11 protein-coding genes are annotated in these 14,947 nt (G+C 68.6%); 9 read left to right on the top strand and 2 right to left on the bottom strand.

Annotation, left to right across the window (positions count from 1 at the left end):
• The first annotated feature begins 45 nt into the window (after positions 1 to 45).
• The 3 genes from ttcA to AC3A6R_RS09785 are packed head-to-tail and all read left to right on the top strand — an operon-like array spanning position 46 to position 2,313.
• On the top strand, positions 46 to 981 hold the full coding sequence (ttcA, locus tag AC3A6R_RS09775) for a tRNA 2-thiocytidine(32) synthetase TtcA (protein WP_487862841.1): 936 nt from the start codon (positions 46 to 48) through the stop codon (positions 979 to 981).
• 47 nt (positions 982 to 1,028) lie between these two features.
• On the top strand, positions 1,029 to 1,649 hold the full coding sequence (locus AC3A6R_RS09780; RefSeq protein WP_487862840.1) for a DUF4136 domain-containing protein: 621 nt from the start codon (positions 1,029 to 1,031) through the stop codon (positions 1,647 to 1,649).
• A 22-nt stretch (positions 1,650 to 1,671) separates the two neighbouring features.
• Positions 1,672 to 2,313: a histidine phosphatase family protein gene (locus AC3A6R_RS09785; protein WP_487862839.1), complete on the top strand. Its 642-nt coding sequence runs from the start codon at positions 1,672 to 1,674 to the stop codon at positions 2,311 to 2,313.
• Between the two features lie 15 nt (positions 2,314 to 2,328).
• Here AC3A6R_RS09785 and AC3A6R_RS09790 read toward each other — a convergent pair whose 3' ends face one another.
• Both AC3A6R_RS09790 and AC3A6R_RS09795 read right to left on the bottom strand, forming a co-directional pair.
• A complete protein-coding gene (locus AC3A6R_RS09790) occupies positions 2,329 to 5,484 on the bottom strand; it encodes an efflux RND transporter permease subunit (protein WP_487862838.1) in 3,156 nt (1,051 codons plus the stop codon).
• On the bottom strand, positions 5,481 to 6,683 hold the full coding sequence (locus AC3A6R_RS09795) for an efflux RND transporter periplasmic adaptor subunit (protein ID WP_487862837.1): 1,203 nt from the start codon (positions 6,681 to 6,683) through the stop codon (positions 5,481 to 5,483). Before AC3A6R_RS09795 ends, AC3A6R_RS09790 begins: the two co-directional genes overlap by 4 nt.
• A 174-nt stretch (positions 6,684 to 6,857) precedes the next feature.
• Here AC3A6R_RS09795 and AC3A6R_RS09800 point away from each other — a divergent pair, with 174 nt between their 5' ends.
• The 6 genes from AC3A6R_RS09800 (at position 6,858) to mdoH (ending at position 14,735) form a co-directional block, all read left to right on the top strand.
• Positions 6,858 to 7,307: a hypothetical protein gene (locus AC3A6R_RS09800; RefSeq protein WP_487862836.1), complete on the top strand. Its 450-nt coding sequence runs from the start codon at positions 6,858 to 6,860 to the stop codon at positions 7,305 to 7,307.
• Between the two features lie 91 nt (positions 7,308 to 7,398).
• On the top strand, positions 7,399 to 8,784 hold the full coding sequence (gene miaB, locus AC3A6R_RS09805; protein WP_487862835.1) for a tRNA (N6-isopentenyl adenosine(37)-C2)-methylthiotransferase MiaB: 1,386 nt from the start codon (positions 7,399 to 7,401) through the stop codon (positions 8,782 to 8,784).
• Entirely contained in the window at positions 8,784 to 10,211 is a 1,428-nt protein-coding gene (locus AC3A6R_RS09810) for a sensor histidine kinase (protein WP_487862834.1), read from the top strand. The genes miaB and AC3A6R_RS09810 overlap by 1 nt, the downstream gene beginning before the upstream one ends.
• Positions 10,212 to 10,284: 73 nt before the next feature.
• The gene (locus AC3A6R_RS09815; RefSeq protein WP_487862833.1) at positions 10,285 to 10,935 is read left to right on the top strand and encodes a hypothetical protein; all 651 of its coding nucleotides are present in this window, start codon (positions 10,285 to 10,287) and stop codon (positions 10,933 to 10,935) included.
• A complete protein-coding gene (locus AC3A6R_RS09820) occupies positions 10,932 to 12,332 on the top strand; it encodes a sigma 54-interacting transcriptional regulator (protein ID WP_487862832.1) in 1,401 nt (466 codons plus the stop codon). Before AC3A6R_RS09815 ends, AC3A6R_RS09820 begins: the two co-directional genes overlap by 4 nt.
• A 396-nt stretch (positions 12,333 to 12,728) precedes the next feature.
• Positions 12,729 to 14,735 (top strand): glucans biosynthesis glucosyltransferase MdoH, encoded by a 2,007-nt coding sequence (gene mdoH / locus AC3A6R_RS09825; RefSeq protein WP_487862831.1) that lies wholly within the window; start codon positions 12,729 to 12,731, stop codon positions 14,733 to 14,735.
• Positions 14,736 to 14,947 lie beyond the last annotated feature (212 nt).

Below are 14,947 nucleotides of genomic sequence, written 5' to 3' on the forward strand. Positions count from 1 at the left end.
TCGGGGACAATCGGGGCCCTTCCCCGACCCCCGAAGTAGCCAGCCATGAACGCCGTCTGGATCGACGAAGCGCCCGCCGACGCCGGTGCCGCCCCTGCCAACTCCCTGAAGATCGAGCGCGAGACGCACAAGCTCGAGAAGCGCCTGTGCCGCGAGGTGGGCCGCGCCATCGTCGACTACAACATGATCGAGGAAGGCGACAAGGTGATGGTGTGCGTCTCGGGCGGCAAGGACAGCTACGCCCTGCTCGACATCCTGCTGAAGCTCAAGGCGCGCGCGCCGATCCACTTCGACATCGTCGCCGTCAACCTCGACCAGAAGCAGCCCGGGTTTCCCGAGGAAGTGCTGCCGCGCTACCTTAGCGAGCTCGGTGTCGACTTCCACATCGAGAACCAGGACACCTACAGCATCGTCAAGCGCGTGATCCCCGAGGGCAAGACCACCTGCGGCCTCTGCAGCCGGCTGCGCCGCGGCATCCTGTATCGCGTGGCCGACGAGCTGGGCGCCACCAAGGTCGCGCTGGGTCACCACCGCGACGACATGCTCCAGACCTTCTTCCTCAACATGTTCTTCGCCGGCAAGCTCAAGAGCATGCCGCCCAAGCTCGTGAGCGACGACGGCCGGCACATCGTGATCCGGCCGCTCGCCTACGTGGCCGAGAAGGACCTGGTGCGCTGGGCCCAGCACCGCGCGTTCCCGATCATTCCGTGCACGCTCTGCGGCAGCCAGGAGAACCTGCAGCGCAAGCAGGTCGGCGAGATGCTGCGCGAATGGGACCGCAAGTTCCCCGGCCGCGTCGAGAACATGTTCAACGCGATGCAGCACGTGGTGCCTTCGCACCTGCTCGACGGAACGCTGCACGACTTCAAGGGTCTGAAGGCGACCGGCGTGGCGGACGATGACGGCGACAAGGCCTTCGATCCGCCCTCTTTCGACTTGCTCTCCCAGGCACCGGCGGCCTTGCGCATCGCGCAGGGCTGAGGCGGCAACCCAGGGGAATTTGGGGCCAGCGGGCCCGGAGACCCTCCATGAAACGTGCGTTCCTCGCTCTTTTTCTGATTGCAGTGCTGAGCGGCTGCGCCACCCGCTGGGTGGTCGACAGCGACGTGAAGAGTTTTTCGTCCCTCGGCGGCACGGTGCCGCCCGGCGCCGGCTACCGTTTCGAGCGCCTGCCATCGCAGCAGGCCGATTCCGAACGGCAGGCATCGCTCGAAGCCATGGCGGCCGCGGCGCTCGCCAAGGTCGGGCTGCGCCGCGACGACGAGCGCCCGAGCTACAGCGCGCAGATCTCGGCGCGCGTCACGGCGGGGCTCTCGCCCTGGGCCGACCCGTGGTTCTTCGACGGGCCCTGGGGCTATGGCTACGGCTACCCGGGCCATGCACGCGGCTGGTACGGCGGTGGCTGGTATGGCGGCCCAGCCTTCACGCCGCCCGCCAATCCCTGGTACGAGCGCGAGGTGAGCATCGTGCTGCGCGAGGCCGGCACCAACCGCGTCGTCTACGAGACCCGTGCACGCAACGACGGCCCCTACAACCGCAGCGCCACGATCCTTCCGGTGATGTTCGATGCGGCGCTGCAGGGCTTTCCGAACCCGCCGCCCGGCGAGCGCCGCGTGAACATTGAGCTCGCTCCGGCGAAGAAGCCTTGAGCGGCTTCTAGAATCCGGCCCGATGGAAGACACCACCCGACTGATTGCCGTTCGCCATGGCGAAACCGCCTGGAACGTCGACACGCGCATCCAGGGCCAGCTCGACATCGGGCTCAATGCCACGGGCCTGTGGCAGGCGCGCCGTGTCGGCCAGGCGCTGGCCCACGAGGAGATCGGCGCGATCTATGCGAGCGACCTGTCGCGCGCCTGGCAGACCGCCGAAGAGATCGCCAAGCCGCACGGGCTGACCGTGCAGTCCGAGCCGGGCCTGCGCGAACGCGCGTTCGGCCGCTTCGAAGGCATGAGCTTCGCCGAGATCGAGGCCACGCTGCCCGAGCAGGCCCGGCGCTGGCGCCAACGCGACCCCGAATTCGAGCCAGAGGGCGGCGAAAGCCTGCTGGTGTTCCGGGAGCGGATCACGCGCATCGCCGCGCAGTTGGCGGCGCGCCATCCGGGCCAGCTCGTGGCGCTGGTGGCGCACGGCGGCGTGATGGACGTGCTCTACCGCGCCGCCACGCGCCAGGAACTGCAGGCGCCGCGCACCTGGCAGCTTGGCAATGCGGCCATCAACCGCATGCTGTGGACGCCCGAGGGTTTCAGCCTCGTCGGCTGGAGCGACACGGCGCACCTCGTGGGCGACGCACTGGACGAGACGACGACCTGAGTGCGCCCTGCCGGCTCAGGCGTGCGAGTGCTGCGACACCTCGGCCTGCGCTTCCTTCGGCAGGTCGATCATCGGCCCCGTGCCGCTGTAGCGGTCGAGCGCGAGGTAGATCGCGGGCGTGATGTAGAGCGTGATCACCTGCGAGAAAATCAGCCCGCCGACCACCGCCACGCCGAGCGGCTGGCGCAGTTCGGCGCCGGCACCCAGGCCCAGGGCGAGCGGCAGCGCGCCCATCAGCGCGGCCAGCGTGGTCATGAGGATCGGGCGGAAGCGCAGCCGGCAGGCCTCGCGGATCGCATCGACCGGCTTCATGCCCTCGGTGCGCTGCGCATCGAGCGCGAAGTCGATCATCATGATCGCGTTCTTCTTCACGATGCCGATCAACAGCAGGATGCCGATGGTCGCGATCAGCGTGAGGTCGAAGCCGAAGATCTTCAGCGAGATCAGCGCACCGATCGCCGCCGAGGGCAGCCCCGCGAGGATGGTGAGCGGGTGGATGTAGCTCTCGTACAGCACGCCCAGCAACACGTAGATCACCAGCACGGCCAGCACCAGCAGCACGGCCTGGCTCGACTGCGAGCTCTGGAACACCGCCGCGTCGCCACCGTAGGTGGTGATGATCGAGGGCGGCATGTCCAGCTCGTCCTTGAACTGGGCGATCCGGGCGGTCGCGTTGCCGAGCGGCACGTCGGGCGCGAGGTTGAACGACACCGTCACCGCCTGCAATTGGCCCTGGTGGTTGACCGAGGTCGGGCCGACGGTGCGCCGCACGGTCGAGAACGCCGACAGCGGCACCAGCTGCCCGCTGGTGCTGCGCACCGACAGGCGCGCGACGTCGTCCTCGAACTGGCGGTCGCTGTCGGCGGCCGAAAGGATCACCTGGTAGGTGTTGCTTGCGGCATAGATGCTGCCGATCTGCCGGTCGCCGTAGGCGTTGTAGAGCGCGGTGCGCAGGTCGCCCACGGCCACGCCGAGCACGCCCGCCTTGTCGCGGTCGATGTCCAGCGTGGCCTGCAGGCCGCGGCTCTGCGAATCGCTGGTGACGTCGCGGAACATCGGGTCGGCGCGCATGCGCTCCATGAGCCGCGTGGCCCACGGCAGCATCTGGCCGGCATTGACGCTCTGCAGCGTGTACTGGAAGCGCGCCTTGCTCGCGCGGCCGCCCAGGCGCAGGTTCTGCACCGGCTGCATGTAGACCGCCACGCCCGTGATCTCGCGAAAGCGCTGGCGCAGCGACTCGAGCACGACCGGCATCGCGGGGCGTTCGCCGCGCGGCTTGAGCACCGCGAACATGCGCCCGGCGTTCTGGGTGGCGGTCGGGCCACCGACGCCGACGAACGAGCTCACGTAGTCCACGCTCGGGTCGGCCCGGAGCGCCTCGCCCACGCGGTCCTGCAGCGCCTTCATGGCCGTGAACGAAATGTCTTCGGCGGCCTCGGTGGTGATCTGGATCTGCCCGATGTCCTCCTCGGGGAAGAAGCCCTTCGGAATGGAGATGAACAGCCAGGCGGTGAGCACGAAGGTGGCGCCGGCCACCACGAGCATCAGGCCGCGGTGGTCCAGCGTCCAGTCGAGCGTGCGCATGTAGGTGCCGTGCACCCAGCGGTAGCCGCGCTCGAAGCCGCGGCCAATGGCGGTGCCCGGCTCCGGATGCTCTTCCTCGTGGTCGACGCCCGACCCCTCCTTGCGCGGCACCTGCTTGAGCAGCCGGCTCGCGAGCATCGGCACCAGCGTGAGCGACACCACCGCCGACACCAGCACCGCCAGCCCCACCACCACCGCGAACTCGTGGAACAGCAGGCCGATCACGCCCGGCATGAAGAAGATCGGGATGAACACCGCCACCAGCGAGATCGAGATCGAGACGATCGTGAAGCCCACCTCGCGCGCACCGCGCAGCGCGGCGGCCATGGGTTCCATGCCTTTCTCGACGTAGCGCATGATGTTCTCGAGCACCACGATGGCATCGTCCACCACCAGGCCCACGGCCAGCGTGATGCCCAAAAGCGACACGTTGTCCAGGCTGTAGCCGAAGGCGTAGAGCAGCGCCACCGCGCCGATCAGCGAGATCGGGATGGTCGCGGCCGGAATCAGCGTGGCCACCAGCCGGTGCAGGAACAGGAAGATCACCAGCACCACCAGCGCGACGGTGCCCAGCAGCGTGAGCTGCACGTCATGCACCGCCTCGCGGATGGACAGCGAGCGGTCGTTCACCACGTTGAGTTCGACCGACTGTGGCAACTCCGACTTGAAGCGCGGGATCAGCGCGCGCACCGAATCGACCACCTGTACGGTGTTGGCATCGGGTTGACGCTGCACCGCGAGCGTGATGGAGCTCTGGCCATTGAAGCTGCTCGCGGTCTTGACCGACTCGAAGCTGTTCTCGATGGTGGCCACCTCGTCGAGCCGCACCGGCGCGCCGTTGCGCTGGCCGATGATGAGCTTGGCGAAGTCTTCGGCCTTGGTGAGCTGGCGGTTGGCCTGGATGGTGAGCGTCTGGCGCGGCCCGTCGAGCACGCCGACCGGCGTGTTGGCGTTGGCCGAATTCACGGCGCGGGCCAGCTCGTCGAGCGTGATGTTGCGCGCGTTGAGCAGGTCGGCGTTGGCCTTGATGCGCACCGCGAACGCCTTGCGCCCGTACACCGCCACCTGCGCCACGCCCTCGATGGTCGACAGCGTGGGCGCGATCAGGTTCTCGGCATAGTCGTTGAGCTCCGCCGGGTTCATCGACGGCGAGATCAGCGCGATGAAGAGCACCGGTGCATCGGCCGGGTTCACCTTGCGGTACGACGGCAACTGCGTGAGCTCTTGCGGCAGCTGGCGCTGCGCGCGCAGCAGCGCGGCCTGCACGTCGACCGCGGCATCGTCGATGTTGCGGCTGCTCACGAACTCCAGCGTGATCGAACTCACGCCCTGCGTGTTGACCGAGCTGATGGTCTGCAGGCCCGGAATGGTCGAGAACTGCTTTTCGAGCGGCAGCGCCACCGACGACGCCATGGTGTCGGGGCTCGCGCCCGGCAGCTGCGCGTTGACGTTGATGACCGGCGTGTTGTAGCTCGGCAGCGCGGCAACGGGAATGCTGAGGTAGGCAAAGATGCCCGCCACCACCACCGCCGCCGACAGGAGCACCGTCATCGCGGGACGACGGATGCAGAGCTCCGAGATGTTCATGCGCGTTCCCGCGGGACGGCGGTGTCCGACGAGGCCGCGCTGCCGGGCGTGACGCCGGTGGTGCCGGGCGGCACGGGCTTGGCGTCGATGCGCACCTTGCCGCCGGGGCGCACGTTCTGGCTGCCCTCGATGACCACGCGCTCACCCGGCTCGAGGCCGCTGACCGCGGCCTTGGTGCCGAAGGTGTGCAGCACCTGCACCTTGCGGCGCGTGGCGGTGCCGGCCGCCTGGTCGACCACGTAGAGCGTGGCGCCCTCGGGCAGCATCACGAGCGCCGCCGCCGGCACCACCGTCACGCCGGCGAGCGTGCGCACCGTGACGCGGGTGGCGACGAACTGGCCGGGCCAGAGCGCCTGGTCGGCATTGGCGAACTCGGCCTTGGCACGCACGGTGCCGATCTGCGGATCGACCGCGTTGTCGACGAAGTTCAGCACACCGTTCAGCGGCTCCTTGCGGCCGGGCACCAGCGCCTCGATGCGGGCACCACTGCGCGCCGCCGCGAGCAGGTCCTGCAGGTTGGCCTCGGGCACCGGGAAGCTCACCGCGATCGGGTCGAGCTGCGTGATCGTGACAAGCGACAGCGTGGGCTGCACCAGCGTGCCCGGGTAGATGTTGATGGCGCCGATGCGCCCGGCGATCGGCGCGCGCAGCGTGGCGTAGTCGAGCGCCACCTGCGCCGACTGCACGGCCGCGCGGTCGGCCGCGACCGCGGCGCGTTGCGCCTCGAGCTGCGAGAGCGTGGCGTCCACCGCGCTTTTGGAGATGAAGTTCTGCGCCAGCAGCTCCTGGCTGCGGCGGTACTGGCGTTCGAGGTCGGCCAGCGTGGCTTCGTCGCGCTTCTGCTGGGCGCGGGCGCGCGCAATATTGGCCTGGTCGGCGCGGTCGTCGAGCGTGAAGAGCAGTTGCCCTGCCTTGACGAACTGGCCTTCCTTCACGTGCACCGCGCGCACCGTGTTGGTCACCTGCGGGCGCAGGTCGACGCTGTTGAGCGAGACCACGCTGCCATTCACCTGCACCGTGACCGGCACATCCTGCCGCTCGGCGGTGGCCAGCGTCACGAGCGCAGCCGGCGCGCCCTGGCCGGGCGCCGAGGTCGCGGCAGTCTGCGCTGCCGCACGGTCGCCGGACGCGCCCCACCACCATCCCGCGACAGCGACGATCAGCACCCCCGCGAGGGCGAGGACGATTTTTTTCTTCATGGGTTCTTGAGCACTTTGGGCTGACAGCCGGTTATTGGAGCAGCGGCCGAACCGAAGTGTCCACGAGTGCCGTAAAGATAAGTAAAGAGACTCCTAAATGCCCCTTTGCCGATAACAAAGACGCACCCGGCCCCCTGGCTAGAATTGCCACTCCACAGCCTCTGGATATACCCCATGAACCGCTGCAAGAAACCCACGAATGCTCTCACTTTCATAGCAGTTTGCACAGGGGTTGCCTGCCTTTTTTCGGTCGGCGCGGCAGCCCAGTCCGAACTGCCCCGGCCCCAGACGCAAAACGAGTCGCTCGTCGGCGGGCGGACCTTCCCGGTCGGCACCCTGCGCGGCAAGTTCATGGTCGTCGACGGCGTCGATGTCGAACTCGATGGCAAGCCCGACCGCATGGCACCCGGCGCGCGCATCCGCAGCCCGCAGAACATGCTCGTCATGTCGGGTGCGATCACGGGGCAGAAATACCTCGTCAACTACACGCGCGACGCCGCCGGCCTGCTGCGCGAGGTCTGGATCCTGACGCCCGACGAAGCCGTCGCCCGGCGCGAGTCGCTCGACAAGCCGCTGCTCAACATCTGGCCGTTCGCCAGGAACGACACCCTCAACACGCAATAAGAATGCCAGCGGGCGCCCTGCCCGCTGTGCGCCGCAGCCCGCACCGCAGGGCCGCACCCGCCTTCCCGCCAGGGAGGGCCAGGAAAGTCCCATGAGCAAGAAAGTCTTTATCAAAACCTTCGGCTGCCAGATGAACGAGTACGACTCGGACAAGATGGCCGACGTCCTGAATGCCGCCGAAGGCTACGAGCCGACGCAGAACGTCGAGGAAGCCGACCTGATTCTTTTCAACACCTGTTCGGTGCGCGAAAAGGCCCAGGAAAAGGTGTTCTCCGACCTCGGCCGCGTCAAGCACCTGAAGGCCCGCGGCGTGAAGATCGGTGTCGGCGGCTGCGTCGCGAGCCAGGAGGGCGCGGCCATCATCGCGCGCGCGCCCTACGTCGACGTGGTGTTCGGGCCGCAGACGCTGCACCGCCTGCCCGAGATGCTCGCCGAGCGCGAGCGCCTGGACCGCCCGCAGGTGGACATCCGCTTTCCCGAGATCGAGAAATTCGACCACCTGCCGCCCGCTCGCGTGGAGGGCGTGACCGCCTTCGTCTCGATCATGGAAGGCTGCTCCAAGTACTGCAGCTACTGCGTGGTGCCCTACACGCGCGGCGAAGAGGTGAACCGGCCGCTCGACGACGTACTGGTGGAAATCGCGGGCCTGGCCGACCAGGGCGTGCGCGAGGTCACGCTGCTGGGCCAGAACGTCAATGCCTACCGCGGCCGCATGGGGGACACGGCCGAGATCGCCGACTTCGCGCTGCTGCTCGAGTACGTGGCCGAGATCCCCGGCATCGAGCGCATCCGCTACACCACGAGCCACCCGAACGAGTTCACGCCGCGGCTCATCGAGGCGTATGCCAAGGTGCCGCAGCTCGTGAGCCACCTGCACCTGCCGGTGCAGCACGGCAGCGACCGCATCCTGATGGCGATGAAGCGCGGCTACACGGCGATGGAATACAAGAGCACGGTGCGCAAGCTGCGCGCCATCCGCCCCGAGCTCGCGCTGTCGAGCGATTTCATCGTCGGCTTCCCGGGCGAGACCGCCGAAGATTTCGACAAGATGATGAAGCTCATCGACGACTGCCAGTTCGACAACAGCTTCAGCTTCATCTTCAGCCCGCGCCCCGGCACGCCGGCCGCTGCGCTGCACGACGACACGCCGCACGAGGTGAAGCTCGCGCGGCTGCAGACCCTGCAGAAGGTGATCGACGGCAACGTGCGCCGCTTCGGCGATGCGCTGGTCGGCAGCACGCAGCGGGTGCTGGTCGAGGGCGCCTCGCGCAAGGACGCGAACGAACTGATGGGCCGCACCGCGTGCAACCGCGTGGTCAACTTCGAAGGCCCGCCCCAGTTGGCGGGCCGGCTCGTCGGCCAGATGGTCGATCTGCGCATCGCGCGCTCGCTGGCCTACACGCTGCGCGGCGAAGTGGTCCTGCGCGAATCGTCCACAGTGCCGAGTTCGAGCGCAGGCGCTGCGCTCCCCGTCTGATGGCGAAGCAGTCATCGAGACGGGGCTCGTTCCAGCAGCTCCTGCTTTTCGCCTTCCTGCTGATCACCGCGCTGCTCGTGGGCGTGGCGCTGCGCTCGGTGTTCCAGTACGACGCGCTCATGACCCAGAGCCGCGACGCCGCGGCGCGCGCACTGCGGCTGTCGGGCGCGGCCCAGTCGCTGGCCGAGCGCAGCGCCGCCATGGAGCGCGCCGGGCGCCAATCGCTGGTGCTCAACGACGCGGTGCTGCGCCGCCGCTTCGACGACGCCGCGCGCGAGGCCAACCAGGTGCTCGAGCGCATGGCGGGCAACGGCTTGGCGCCGGCCGGCATCGAGATGTGGCGCGCCCAGCTCGGCGTAATCCAGAGCCTGATGAGCGGCAACCCCGAAAGCGCCCTGTCGCGCGAGAGCAGCATGGCGATGCAGTTTCGCGAACTCGATTCGCTCAACACCAACCTGGCGCAGCAGGCCCAGTTCCTCATCGAGCTGCAGAACGACGCGCTGGCCAAGCGCATCGAGAACGCGCGCCGCCGGCTGATGCGCGAAGTGGTCGCGGCGAGCGTACTCGCCGTATCGCTGGCGCTGGCCTTCGGCATCTGGCTCGCGCGGCCGTTCAAGCGGCTCGAGCACGCGATCGTCGGCCTGGGCCAGAACCGGCTCGACGAGCCGATCGACATCCGCGGACCGGCCGACGTGCGGCGCCTTTCGCAGCAGCTCGAGTGGCTGCGGCTGCGGCTGACCGAGCTCGATGCCGACAAGGCGCGCTTCCTGCGCCATGTGTCGCACGAGCTCAAGACGCCGCTGGCGGCGCTGCGCGAGGGGGTCTCGCTGCTCGAGGACGGTGTCACCGGGCCCTTGAACCCGGCGCAGCTCGAAGTGGCGCAGATCCTGAACCAGAACACCGTCGCGCTGCAGGGCCAGATCGAGGCCCTGCTGCGCTTCAATGCGGCCGCCTTCGAGGCCCGGGAGCTGCGCCGCGAGCGCACCGAACTGCTGCCGCTGATCGAAGAGCAGATCGAGGCGCAGCGCCTGCAGTGGCAGGCCCACGGCCTGCGCGTGCGGGCCGAGGGCGAGCCGATCGCGCTCGCGGTGGACCGCACCAAGCTGGGCACGGCGATTGCCAACCTGCTGTCGAACGCGATCCGGTATTCGGCGCGCGGCGGGGTCATCACGATCGCCGTCTCGGGCACGCCCGACGCAGCCTACATCGATGTCAACGACGCTGGCCCGGGTATTGCCGAAGGCGACCGGGACCGCATTTTCGAGCCGTTCTTCAGGGGTGAACGCCAGCCCCAGCACGCCGTCAAGGGCACGGGCATCGGTCTTTCCATCGTGCAGGAGTACATTGCTGCCCATGGGGGCCGCATCGCCCTGCAGGCAGGCGGGCCCGGCGCACGGTTTCGCATCGAACTGCCGCGCACGGCCTGAGCCTTCCCCCTCGAGCCTTTTTGGCGTCCACTCCTCAGAAAAACACCGCGTCTTGATCTTTCTTCGCCGATCCATGCCCTTTCCGTTCGTCCGCAGCTCGCCCCTTCGCGCAGCGGTGGTGCTGCCTTTCGCCCTGCTGCTGGCCGCCTGCGCGACGCAGCCTCCGCCGCCCGCCGAGGCCGAGGCCCTGCCGCCGCCGCCCGCGGCGCCGCGCGTGATGCCGGTCGAAGCCGAGCCCAAGGCGCCCGCCACGCAGCCGGCATCGCTCTTCACGCTCATGACCCAGGGCCCGGTCGCGGCCATGCTGGCCTACGCCGACAAGGTCCGGCCACTCGGCGGCAACGAACTCAATGCCGAGATCGCCCGCGCTGGCGACCCGGGCGATTCGCCCACCGCGCAGATGCAGCTCGCGCTGCTGCTCGCGCAGACGCGCGTGCCGGCCGACCTGGCGCGCGCGCTGGGCCTGCTGCAGCGCGTGATCGCCAACCCCTCGCCCGAAGCGCAGCCGCTACACCCGCTCGCGCGCGTGCTCGCCGCCCGCTACATCGAGCAGCGCCGCGTCGAAGACGACCGCGAGAAGCAGGTGCAGCAGGTGCGCGAAAGCCAGCGCCGCATCGACCAGCTCAACGACCGCATCGAAGCGCTGCGCGCCATCGAGCGCAGCTTCGCGCGGCCCAACACAGCGCCGGCGCCGGCCCTGTCGCCGCCGGCCAACCCGCGATGAGCACGACCGGCGCACGCCTGCTCGTGGTCGACGACGACCCCGACATGCTGCGGCTGCTGTCGATGCGGCTGAGTTCGGCCGGCTACCAGGTCACGGCCGTGACCTCGGCCGAAACCGCGCTCACACAGCTCGAGATCGAGCATCCGCAGCTGGTGCTCAGCGACGTGCGGCTGCCCGGGCGCGACGGGCTCCAGCTGTTCGACGAGATCCGCAAGCGCCATCCCTCGCTGCCGGTGATCCTGCTGACGGCACACGGCACCATTCCCGACGCGGTCGAGGCCACCGCGCGCGGCGTCTTCACCTACCTCACCAAGCCCTACGACGGCCGCGAACTGCTCGAGAAGATCGCGCAGGCGCTCGCGCTCGGGGCGCCCGCGAGCACGCCCGCCCGGTCGGGCGACGAGAGCTGGCGCGCCGAGATCGTGAGCCGCAGCAACCGCATGTCCGAACTGCTGGCCGAGGCGCGCATGGTCGCCAAGTCGGATGCCTCGGTGCTGCTGCGCGGCGACAGCGGCGCCGGCAAGGAGCTGCTGGCACGCGCCATCCACCGCGCCAGCGCACGCGCCGACAAGCCCTTCGTGGCGGTCAACTGCGGCGCCATTCCCGAGGCGCTGCTCGAATCCGAGCTGTTCGGCCACATGAAGGGCGCCTTCACCGACGCCCACGCCAACCACAAGGGCCTGTTCCAGCAGGCCGACGGCGGCACGCTGCTGCTCGACGAAATCGGGGACATGCCGCCCGCGCTGCAGGTCAAGCTGCTGCGCGTGCTGCAGGAGCGCGCCGTACGCCCGCTCGGCGCGAGCCAGTCGATCGAGGTCGACGTGCGCATCATCTCGGCGACCCACCGCGACCTCGACGCGGCCATGCTTGCCGGCCAGTTCCGCGAAGACCTGTATTACCGGCTCAACGTGGTCACGCTCACGCTGCCGCCGCTGTCGGCCCGGCGCGAGGACATTCCGCTCCTGGCCAACCATTTCCTGCAGAAGCTCTCCACCAAATACGGCAAGCGGCTGTCGGGCTTCGCGCCCGAGGCGCTCAAGGCGCTCGCCACTGCGGCCTGGCCCGGCAACGTGCGGCAGCTCTACAACGTGGTCGAGCAGGTCTGCGCGCTGTCGAGTTCGCCGCTGATCTCGCTGGCCCTGGTGCAGCGGGCGCTGCGCGTGCCCACGGTCGAGGTCCAGACCTATGCCGAGGCCAAGCAGCGTTTCGAGCGCGACTATCTCGTCGGGCTGCTCAAGCTGACCGATGGCAACGTGGCCGATGCCGCCCGCCTGGCCGATCGCAACCGCACCGAGTTCTACCGCCTGCTGCAGAAGCACGAGCTCACGCCTGGCCACTTCAAAGCCGACGTTGTCGCTGGCCCCGGGGAGTCCGTCGCCGACGAGCGACAACCCTAAGTCGTTGATTTTTAAAGATATTGTGCAGACGCCTCCGGCACTTGTCGGGGTTCGGCGACAAAAAGAGGGGTTTCCGGCCCCGCGCGGCGCCTGCGGCGCCCCGAAAAGCCTCCGGATCGCGCCAAGCCGTTGATCCATAAGCGCTTTTCGAAGCTGGCACAGGGTTTGCCCCTGTACTGGCATGACAGCACTCCACAGCCCATCTTTCGCACTGCGTCCGCAGCGCGACGGCCTGCGTCAAAAGCAGTTTCCCCCCGTCCGGCCCCGTGCCGGCGGGCATTCGCCGGCCGCGTTCCCGGGCTCGGCGGGCGCTGAACCGGATTGCGTGATCAAGCGCTTTCCTGCCATTGGCGACACCTCTTCTTCCTCCCTCGACAAGCAACGTTGGTAAATCACATGAAGCCGAACGACTTCTCCCAACTGAATGTGCTGGCCGACATCGATTTCTCGCACCGCAGCCCGGTGCGCGAAGAACGCCATCCCAATTCGGTGACCGCACCGCCAATGAACCGCGGTTCCATGGCCCCGCGCCCCTGGCGCGGCTTCTGGAACAGCATGGGCACCGCCCTGCTGGTCAAGCTCGGCGCCGGCGGCGCGCGCGCCAAGGCCGCGCCGGCCGAAGCCACGCTGCCCTGGCAGCGCGCCGCAGCCCGCCGCCGCAACGCCTTCATGCTGCTCACGGTGCTAAGCACCCTGGTAGCGTCGGCGCTGTTCGCCGGCGTGCAGCCCGATTACGACAACGTCTGGCTCGAATACGGCCAGATCGGCCTCTACGGCCTGCTCTCGGGCTGGGTCGTCACCGGCTTCGTGACCGCGCTCATGGGCTTCTACGTCTCGCTGCGCGGTGACAAGCATTCGCTCTCGGCCAAGCAGGTGGCGGACCACCCGATGAATCCCGAGGCGCGCACCGCGATCATCATGCCGATCTGCAACGAGGACGTGGCCACGGTGTTTGCCGGCCTGCGCGCCACCTGCGAATCGGTCGCGGCCACCAGCCACGCGCAGCAGTTCGACGTGTTCGTGCTGTCCGACAGCTACAACCCCGAGACGGCCGCCGCCGAGCGCGCCGCCTGGGAAGACCTGCGCGCCGCGCTCGCCGAAAGCCCCAACCAGCCCCAGGTCGAGGTCTACTACCGCCTGCGCACCCGCCGCACGCACCGCAAGGCCGGCAACGTCGCCGACTTCTGCCGCCGCTGGGGCAAGGACTACCGCTACATGGTCGTGCTCGACGCCGACTCCGTGATGAGCGGCGACTGCCTGACCTCGATGGTCAAGCTGATGGAAGCCAACCCGAACGCCGGCATCATCCAGACCGCCACGCAGGCCATCGGCCACGTGACGCTGCATGCCCGCGCACAGCAATTCGCTTCCCGCGTGACGGGCCGCCTGTTCACGCTGGGCATGCAGTTCTGGCAACTGGGCGAATCGCATTACTGGGGCCACAACGCGATCATCCGCGTCGAGCCCTTCATGAAGCACTGCGCGCTCGCGCCGATCAAGGGCACCGGTGGCATGTCGGGCGGCATCATGTCGCACGACTTCGTCGAGGCCGCGCTGATGCGCCGAGCCGGCTACAACGTGTGGCTCTGCGCCGACCTCGTCGGCAGCTACGAGCAGCAACCGCCGGACCTGCTGGCCGAACTGCAGCGCGACCGCCGCTGGTGCCAGGGCAACCTGCAGAACGCCCGCCTGATGGCTGAACCCGGCATTCACCCGGTGCACCGCGCCATGTTCGTGACCGGCACCATGGCCTACGCCTCGGCACCGCTGTGGCTCGCATTCCTGACGCTCGGCACCGCACTGTGGCTCAACGGCTCGAGCCTGATCTCGAGCTGGAGCGTGCTGCCGGCGGAACTGGCCGGCCTCTGGGTCTGGACCCTGTGCCTGCTGTTCCTGCCGCGCCTGCTGGGCATCATTGCGGTGCTGATGCGCAAGGAGCAGCGCCAGTACGGCGGCGTCTGGGGCCTGGTGAAGAGCTCGGTGCTCGAGAGCGCGCTGGCGATCGTGCAGGCGCCGGTGCGCATGCTGGCCCACTCGCTGTTCGTGGTGGTCGCCCTCACCGGCATCAAGCTCGACTGGAAGTCGCCCCCGCGCGAAGCCGCTGCCGTGCCGTGGAAGATCGCCGCGTCGCAGCTCGCCCCGATGAGCCTGGTGGTCGGCGCGCTGGCCCTCGGTGTCGCGATGATCGATGCGAGCGCGCTGCTGTGGCTCATGCCGGTCGGCCTGCCGCTGCTGCTGGCGATCCCGCTCACCGTGCTGACGAGCCAGATCGCGCTGGGCACGTCGCTGCGCGACCGCGGCTTTCTGCTGATTCCCGAGGAATCGCGTTCGCCGGCAGTGCTGCGCCGTGCCTGGATGCATGCGCTGCGCCTCGCGCGCCCGGCCGCCCTGGCGGTGGCCTGATGCGCTGACCTCCGACGCTCCGCGAGGAGCGCACAAGAAAAAGCCGGCCCCTGTCAGTCTGTGTAAATAGGCTGCCGCCCGCTTAGATCGAGATGCCCCGCGAGAGCGGGGCATTTTTCGTTAGGCGAGCGATTCCCCCAAGGGCCTCAGCCCCCCAGCGCCCGGAGCATCCAGGGCGCTCCCTTCATGTTGAACACCCGCTTGAGGTTGTA

The sequence above is a fragment of the Variovorax sp. Soil_C_19 genome (assembly GCF_057657255.1).